We start from the raw sequence: 7722 nt of genomic DNA, 5'->3' as shown, positions 1-7722 counted from the left end.
AAATATGACAATGTGAAAATAGATATGTAGGAAAAACTATCGTTAATGTTCATTTTTGTAGGTTTTTACGAACTGTTTGAGGGGGCGTGTCATATTTGATATAAATAGAGGTGAATCCCATGAAAACTGAGTCTCTATGTCGCACCTAAATTATAACCACCTTTACTATTTTTGGATGGTCTGCAAGCAAGGGTCTGTTACTAAAGCTGCTGAAGCATTGTTTTTAACACCTCAAACAGTAACTGGTCAGATTAAAGCGCTTGAAGAAAGAATGGATGGCAAATTAACGAAGCGTAATGGTCGGAGTGTTGAACCCACAGAGCTCGGTCAGCTAGTTTTTAAATATGCAGATCGTATGTTTGGCTTAAGCTACGAGATGCTTGATATCGTTAACTATAGTCAGCATTCCAATATTTTATTTGATGTCGGTGTCGCAGATGCTTTGTCTAAAAGGTTTGTAAGTAAAATATTAATGACCACCATCCCTGATGACAGCCGAATCCATTTACGTTGTTTTGAGTCTACTCATGAGTTGTTACTTGAACAGTTATCACAACATAAGTTAGATATGATTTTATCTGACTGTCCTGTTGATTCAGGGAAGAGTCCTGGGCTATTCAGTAAAAAACTAGGTGAAAGCGGTATGAGCTTTTTCTGTTCTGGTGATATCGAAGGGGTTAGCTTCCCAGCTGTATTAGAACAAAAGAAATTACTCATTCCTGGAAGTCGAACATCAATGGGCAGAAAAGTCTTACAGTGGTTTGATAGGCAAGGACTAAAGCCAGATATTCTTGGTGAGTTTGATGATGTGGCATTAATGAAAGCCTTTGCTCGTTATCATCCAGATGTGATCTTATTAGCGCCAACGGTTTATATATCAGAGCTTGAAGAAGACATCTCTTTACAGCTACTTGGAAATATCGAAGAATTTAAAGAAGAGTACTACGTCATATTTGCTGAAAGAATGATTCAGCACCCGGCAGTTAAAAATGTATGTGATGCCGATTTCAGTAAATTGTTTGAATAACCTCATCTATAAATGAATAGTTTGGAAATACATCAATTTGGATTATTATCCCAAGTATATTGATAGTAAATAGTATTAGTAACATCGAATTTTCTGGTTATTAATGTCAGAAGTTGTATAGGAGTCGGCTTATGAACTTGAAAGATATGGAACAAAACTCATCCCAAGCGGTGATTTTGTTAAAAGCGATGGCTAATGAGCGACGTTTACAAATTTTATGTTTACTGCACAACTCTGAACTATCTGTTGGTGAACTGTGTGGAATGCTGGAATTAAGTCAATCTGCGCTATCTCAACACTTAGCGTGGTTACGTCGAGATGGTTTAGTCCAAACGCGTAAAGAAGCACAAACTGTTTATTACACATTGAGTAGTAGTGAAGTGAAGGCGATGATTGAACTTCTACACAGCATCTACTGTGAGTAAAACGAGCTGTAAATAAAAACTAAGTATCGAGTCCTGAAGTGTAGAAGCTGAAGGTCAAAATTTGTATCAGGCTCTATTAGAAAAATAGAAGTAAGCTTTAAGTGCTAATTAATGGCTTAGGGCTGGTGGTAAAAGCGACATGCTCAAATTTTAGATATAAAAAAACCGGCCAAGGCCGGTTTTTTCGTTAAGCGTTGTAATCGCAGTTCTAATTAAAGAGCTTTGATTGCAGCAGCGAAACGAGACTTATGACGAGCAGCTTTATTCTTATGAATAAGGCCTTTAACCGCCATACGGTCTAGAAGTGGTGTAACTTCTACAAGAGCTGCAGTTGCAGCTTCTTTATTGCCAGCTTCAATAGCTGCAATAGTTTTTTTCATGTAAGTGCGCATCATAGAACGACGACTAGCATTGTGCTGGCGACGTTTCTCAGCTTGGATAGCGCGCTTCTTAGCAGATTTACTGTTTGCCAAGGGTCTAACTCCCAAAAACTTAGTTCGGTGACAATTTAAGGGCGAGGACTATCCCTCACTAGCACTTAATTGTCAAATGATTTGTGCAAAAACCCAGCTAAGCCAAACAATATTTGGATTGGAAGAGTCATCGCGGTTAAGATGGCGGGGATTCTAACAGCATTTGTAGACCAATGCTAATAAATATACCTTCAAGAATAGGATAGTATTTATCCTTGCCTAAAAGTAATCAACCAGTGTCAGAGGTTTTTGTGAGTAAACGACTGTTAAAGTCAGGCATGATCGTCAGTGCAATGACGTTTGTTTCCCGAGTGTTAGGGCTTGTACGAGATGTTGTCGTCGCCAATTTAATGGGGGCTGGAGCAAGTGCCGATGTCTTTTTCTTCGCAAATAAAATTCCCAATTTTTTGCGCCGATTATTTGCCGAAGGGGCATTCTCTCAAGCTTTTGTACCTGTATTAACTGAATATCATGCAAAAGGTGACAAAGACAAAACCCGTGACTTGATTGCTAAAGTGTCAGGTACCTTAGGTGTATTAGTTTCCATTGTGACCATTGCTGGTGTTTTGGGATCTGGGGTTATAACGGCCATGTTCGGGGCTGGGTGGTTTATTGATTGGCTTAATGATGGACCGTCAGCACCTAAGTTTGAATTGGCGAGCTTTATGCTCAAAATTACTTTTCCTTATTTATGGTTTATCACTTTTGTTGCTTTATCTGGAGCCATTCTTAATACCCTAGGTAAATTTGCTGTTTCATCATTTACCCCTGTTTTTTTGAATGTGATGATTATCGGCAGTGCGTGGTTTATCTCTCCTAATCTTGCTCAGCCTGAAATTGGCTTAGCGATCGGTGTATTTTTAGGTGGCTTAGTACAGTTTCTTTTTCAAATGCCCTTTCTTATCAAAGCTGGAGTATTGGTTAAACCTAAATGGGGATGGCGAGACCCGGGTGTTGTAAAGATCCGCACGTTAATGATCCCCGCGCTATTTGGTGTATCTGTCAGTCAAATTAATCTGTTGTTTGATACCTTTATCGCGAGCTTCTTAGCCACTGGCTCTATTAGTTGGCTTTATTATTCAGATAGATTACTAGAATTCCCACTCGGTTTGTTTGGGATTGCTATTGCGACCGTGATTCTTCCTGCTCTATCCCGTAAACACGTAGATGCCGAAGGCGAAGGTTTTGCTCATACTATGGATTGGGGCATTCGCATGGTTCTTCTATTAGGCATTCCAGCAATGTTGGGGCTGATTGTTTTAGCTAAACCAATGTTGATGGTTTTATTCATGCGCGGAGAATTTACACCTCATGACGTAGACCAAGCTTCAATGTCTCTTGTCGCTTATGCTTCGGGGCTGCTGAACTTTATGTTGATTAAGGTTTTAGCTCCCGGATATTACTCACGACAAGATACAAAAACGCCAGTGAAATACGGCATTATCGCCATGACGACTAATATGGTGTTCAACGCTATCTTTGCTTATTTCTATGGATATGTAGGGTTAGCCATTGCCACGGCACTTTCCGCATTCGTGAATATGGCATTACTTTACCGAGGCTTACATCGAGCGGGTGTGTATCAGCTAACTAAGACGACTTTAATCTTCAGTGCAAAATTGGTGTTAGCGGGTGGTGTCATGGTCTCGGCAATTTTATGGCAGCTAGAAAGCTCTCAGCAGTGGTTATCTTGGACCTTCGCTGATAGAGCATTTATGTTAGCGGCATTAATAGGTTTTGGTGCGGTTGCTTATATCGCTTCAGTGCTTGCTTTAGGCGTCCGAGTAAAACATTTAAAAGCCGCGACAGATTAATGCTGATTAGTATATAATCCGTCGGTTTCACACAATAAATGATGCAAAATTACAGGTTTTAGCTGGTTATAATGGAACTTATCCGAGGCATTCACAATATTAAAGCGCAGCATAATGGCTGTGTATTAACCATAGGTAACTTTGATGGTGTTCATTTAGGGCATCAGGAAGTTTTACAACAAGTATCGCGTCAAGCTGACTTGTTAGCGTTACCTTCTGTTGTCATGACATTTGAACCGCAACCTATGGAGTTTTTTGCTAGGGATAAAGCGCCGGCGCGCCTGACTCGCTTGCGAGATAAGTTTGTTCAGCTCAGTAAACTTGATATTAATCGATTGCTGTGTGTGAATTTCAATCAGTATTTTTCGAGTTTATCTGCCGAAGCATTTATTAAAGAATTGCTTGTCGATAAGCTTGGCGTTAAATTTTTAGTTGTTGGTGATGACTTCTGCTTTGGTAAAGGTCGTACTGGTAATTTCGCTATGTTAAAGCAAGCGGGTGAAAAATATGGTTTTGAGGTGGTGAGCACCCAGAGCTATTGTTTAGATAAACGCCGCGTGAGTAGCACGGAAATACGAAATGCATTGGCTGCAGATGATTTTGCAAATAGTGCAACGATGCTAGGGCGTGATTACAGTATCAGTGGTCGCGTTTCTCATGGTCGTAAATTAGGAAGAACGATAGGTTTTCCTACTGCTAATATTCCTCTTAAACGCTGTGTCTCTCCTGTATCTGGAGTCTATGTTGTGAAAGTTCTCGACCTTGATGGGGTGACCGTCGGTGGAGTGGCTAATATAGGTCAAAGACCAACCGTTGATGGAATTAGGCAACAACTAGAAGTACACTTTTTTGACTTTAAAGCTAATTTATATGGTAAACAGTTAGAAGTAGTACTTTTACATAAACTGCGTAATGAAAAGAAATTTGAATCGTTTGACGCACTTAAAAATCAAATAGAATTAGATGCTGAAGCTGCAAGGGTGTTGCTGCTTCAGCTATAGAATTAACCGGATGATTCCACTGGTTAAAATAATGTCTAACCTCGCCCAATATGACGGAATTAAGAATCGATGAGTGATTATAAAGATACCCTGAACTTACCTGAAACAGGGTTTCCAATGCGCGGCAACCTGGCTAATCGTGAGCCAGAAATGCTTAAACGTTGGTATAAAGAAGATCTTTACGGTGAGATCCGTAAAGCAAAGAAAGGTAAAAAGTCTTTCGTACTACATGATGGCCCTCCATACGCGAATGGCGATATTCATATTGGTCACGCGCTGAACAAGATTCTTAAAGACATTATTATTAAATCTAAGACCCTTTCTGGTTTTGATGCACCGTACATTCCTGGTTGGGACTGTCACGGTCTTCCAATTGAATTAATGGTTGAGAAGAAGAAAGGTAAGCCTGGTCAGAAGATCTCTGCTGCTGAATTCCGTGAAGAATGTCGTAAGTACGCTGCGGGCCAAGTTGAAGGTCAGAAAGAGAGCTTCAAACGTCTGGGTATCATGGGCGAATGGGATAAACCTTACCGCACTATGGATTTCGGCACTGAAGCGAACATCATTCGTTCTCTAGGTAAAATCGCAGACAAAGGTCACCTACTTAAAGGTTTCAAACCTGTTCACTGGTGTACTGACTGTGGTTCTGCTCTGGCTGAAGCTGAAGTTGAATACAAAGATAAAGTTTCTCCATCTATCGATGTGAAATTTTCTGCAGCTGACGAAGCGGCTTTACTAGAGAAATTTACTCTAGCGGAAGGCCACGCTGGTCAAGGCGAAATCTCTATCGTTATCTGGACTACCACACCATGGACTCTGCCTGCTAACCGCGCAGTATGTTTACGTGATGATCTTGAATACGTGCTTATCCAAGTTGAAGAGAATGGTGAACAGCCAGCTCAACGTATCGTTGTTGCTTCTGAACTAGCAAAAGACGTAATGGATCGTGCGGGTATCGAGCGTTTCCATAACCTTGGTTTTGCAACTGGTGCTGAGCTTGAACTTTCTCAGTTCAACCACCCGTTCTACGACTTTACTGTTCCTGCTGTTCTTGGCGATCACGTTACAACTGACTCAGGTACTGGTGTTGTTCACACTGCTCCTGGCCACGGTCAAGAGGATTTCGTGGTTGGTAAGAAGTACAACCTAGAAATTGCTAACCCAGTTGGTTCAAATGGCGTTTATTTGCCAGATACTGAGCTATTTGCTGGTCAGCATGTATTTAAAGCTAACGATTCTGTTTTAGACGTTCTAAAAGAGAAAGGTGCACTTCTGCATCACCACGCTTACGAGCACAGCTACCCACATTGTTGGAGACACAAAACTCCAATTATCTTCCGTGCAACACCGCAATGGTTCATATCTATGGATCAAGCAGGTCTACGTGCAAAAGCACTGGAGTCAACGAAGAATGTTGAGTGGATGCCGGAATGGGGTCAAAGCCGTATCGAAGGTATGATCGAAGGTCGCCCTGAGTGGTGTATCTCTCGTCAACGTACTTGGGGTGTGCCAATTGCTCTGTTCGTTCATAAAGAAACATCAGAACTTCACCCAGATAGCCCAGCTCTTATTGAAAAAGTAGCGAAGCTTGTGGAAGAAAAAGGCATTCAAGCTTGGTGGGATGTAGATTCTGCTGAACTGATGGGTGCTGAAGACGCTGACAAGTACGAGAAAGTACTTGATACGCTAGACGTATGGTTTGATTCAGGTGTAACGCACTTCTCTGTTGTAGATTCACGTGAAGAGTACAACTTCCCGAATGAAGAAAGAACGCACAGTGCTGATCTTTACCTTGAAGGTTCAGATCAACACCGTGGCTGGTTCCAGTCCTCTTTGATTTCATCTATCGCGATGAAAGACGAAGCACCATACAAGCAAGTGCTAACGCACGGTTTCGTGGTTGATGGTAACGGCCGTAAGATGTCTAAATCTATCGGTAATGTTGTTGCTCCTAAAGATGTAACCAACAAGCTAGGCGCAGATATTCTACGTCTATGGGTTGCTTCTACGGATTACACTAACGAAGTTGCGGTTTCTGATGAGATCCTTAAGCGTTCTGCTGATGCTTACCGTCGTATTCGTAACACAGCTCGTTTCTTCCTAGCGAACTTGAACGGTTTCAACCCTGAAACTGACCTAGTTCCTGCTGAAGAAATGGTCGCACTTGACCGTTGGGCTGTTGGCCGTGCTCAAGCTGCACAAGAAGAGATCGTTAAAGCATACGGCGAGTACAACACTCACGGTGTGACTCAGCGTCTAATGCAGTTCTGTTCTATCGAAATGGGTTCTTTCTACCTAGACGTAATTAAAGACCGTCAGTACACAGCAAAGCAGGGCAGCCATGCTCAACGTAGCTGTCAAACTGCGCTTTACTACATCGTAGAAGCGCTAGTTCGTTGGATGGCACCTATCATGTCATTCACTGCAGATGAAATCTGGAACGAGATGCCAGGCGAACGTGACACGTTCGTATTCACAGGCGAGTGGTTCGAAGGCCTGTTTGGTCTTGCTGACGACGAAGAGCTAAGCAACGAATTCTGGACTGAAATCCAGTCAGTTCGTGGGGCGGTGAACAAGCTTCTTGAGGATGCACGTAAAGAGAAAACAATCGGTGGTGCATTACAGGCTGAAGTTACTCTATACGCTGACGACGCACTAGCGGCTAAAATCAACAAGCTAGAAGATGAGCTACGTTTCGTACTTATCACTTCTGCTGCTGTTATTAAGCCACTTAGCGATAAGTCTGATACAGCTCAAGCGACAGATGTTGAAGGTCTGTACGTTGAAGTTGCAGCTACTGAAGCTGAGAAGTGTGATCGTTGCTGGCACCATACTCCAGATGTAGGCACAATTGAAGGTCACGAGAAAATTTGTGGTCGCTGTGTGTCGAACATTGACGGTGAAGGCGAAGTGCGTAAGTACGCATAATTTGCTAGCAAGCAACTGAACTTTTTAGAAATAATATAGCCCCAGTATCTACTG

The 7722-nt window shown here is 42.0% G+C and carries 6 protein-coding genes; 5 read left to right on the top strand and 1 reads right to left on the bottom strand.

Annotation, left to right across the window (positions count from 1 at the left end; genetic code table 11):
- Positions 1-136 precede the first annotated feature (136 nt).
- Together nhaR and F0226_RS19435 are read left to right on the top strand one after the other, a co-directional pair.
- Positions 137-1027 carry a transcriptional activator NhaR gene (nhaR, locus tag F0226_RS19440; RefSeq protein WP_137374553.1) on the top strand — a complete coding sequence of 297 codons (891 nt, stop codon included), beginning with the start codon at positions 137-139 and terminating at the stop codon, positions 1025-1027.
- A 131-nt stretch (positions 1028-1158) separates the two neighbouring features.
- On the top strand, positions 1159-1452 hold the full coding sequence (locus F0226_RS19435) for a metalloregulator ArsR/SmtB family transcription factor (protein WP_171737193.1): 294 nt from the start codon (positions 1159-1161) through the stop codon (positions 1450-1452).
- Between the two features lie 212 nt (positions 1453-1664).
- Here F0226_RS19435 and rpsT read toward each other — a convergent pair whose 3' ends face one another.
- Complete coding sequence (gene rpsT / locus F0226_RS19430) at positions 1665-1925, bottom strand: 30S ribosomal protein S20 (protein ID WP_137374555.1); 261 nt, start codon at positions 1923-1925, stop codon at positions 1665-1667.
- A gap of 251 nt (positions 1926-2176) precedes the next feature.
- Here rpsT and murJ point away from each other — a divergent pair, with 251 nt between their 5' ends.
- From murJ to ileS, 3 genes are all read left to right on the top strand, one after another.
- Positions 2177-3739 carry a murein biosynthesis integral membrane protein MurJ gene (murJ, locus tag F0226_RS19425; protein WP_345776535.1) on the top strand — a complete coding sequence of 521 codons (1563 nt, stop codon included), beginning with the start codon at positions 2177-2179 and terminating at the stop codon, positions 3737-3739.
- 71 nt (positions 3740-3810) lie between these two features.
- Entirely contained in the window at positions 3811-4740 is a 930-nt protein-coding gene (ribF, locus tag F0226_RS19420) for a bifunctional riboflavin kinase/FAD synthetase (protein WP_171737191.1), read from the top strand.
- 69 nt (positions 4741-4809) lie between these two features.
- Positions 4810-7668, top strand: coding sequence for an isoleucine--tRNA ligase (ileS, locus tag F0226_RS19415; protein WP_171737190.1), 2859 nt, complete (start codon positions 4810-4812; stop codon positions 7666-7668).
- Positions 7669-7722: the final 54 nt, after the last annotated feature.

The sequence above is a fragment of the Vibrio sp. 99-70-13A1 genome (assembly GCF_013114625.1).
GTDB lineage: Bacteria > Pseudomonadota > Gammaproteobacteria > Enterobacterales > Vibrionaceae > Vibrio.
The sequence above is the reverse complement of the archived record's forward strand: the minus strand, read 5'-3'. Positions and strand labels throughout refer to the sequence as shown.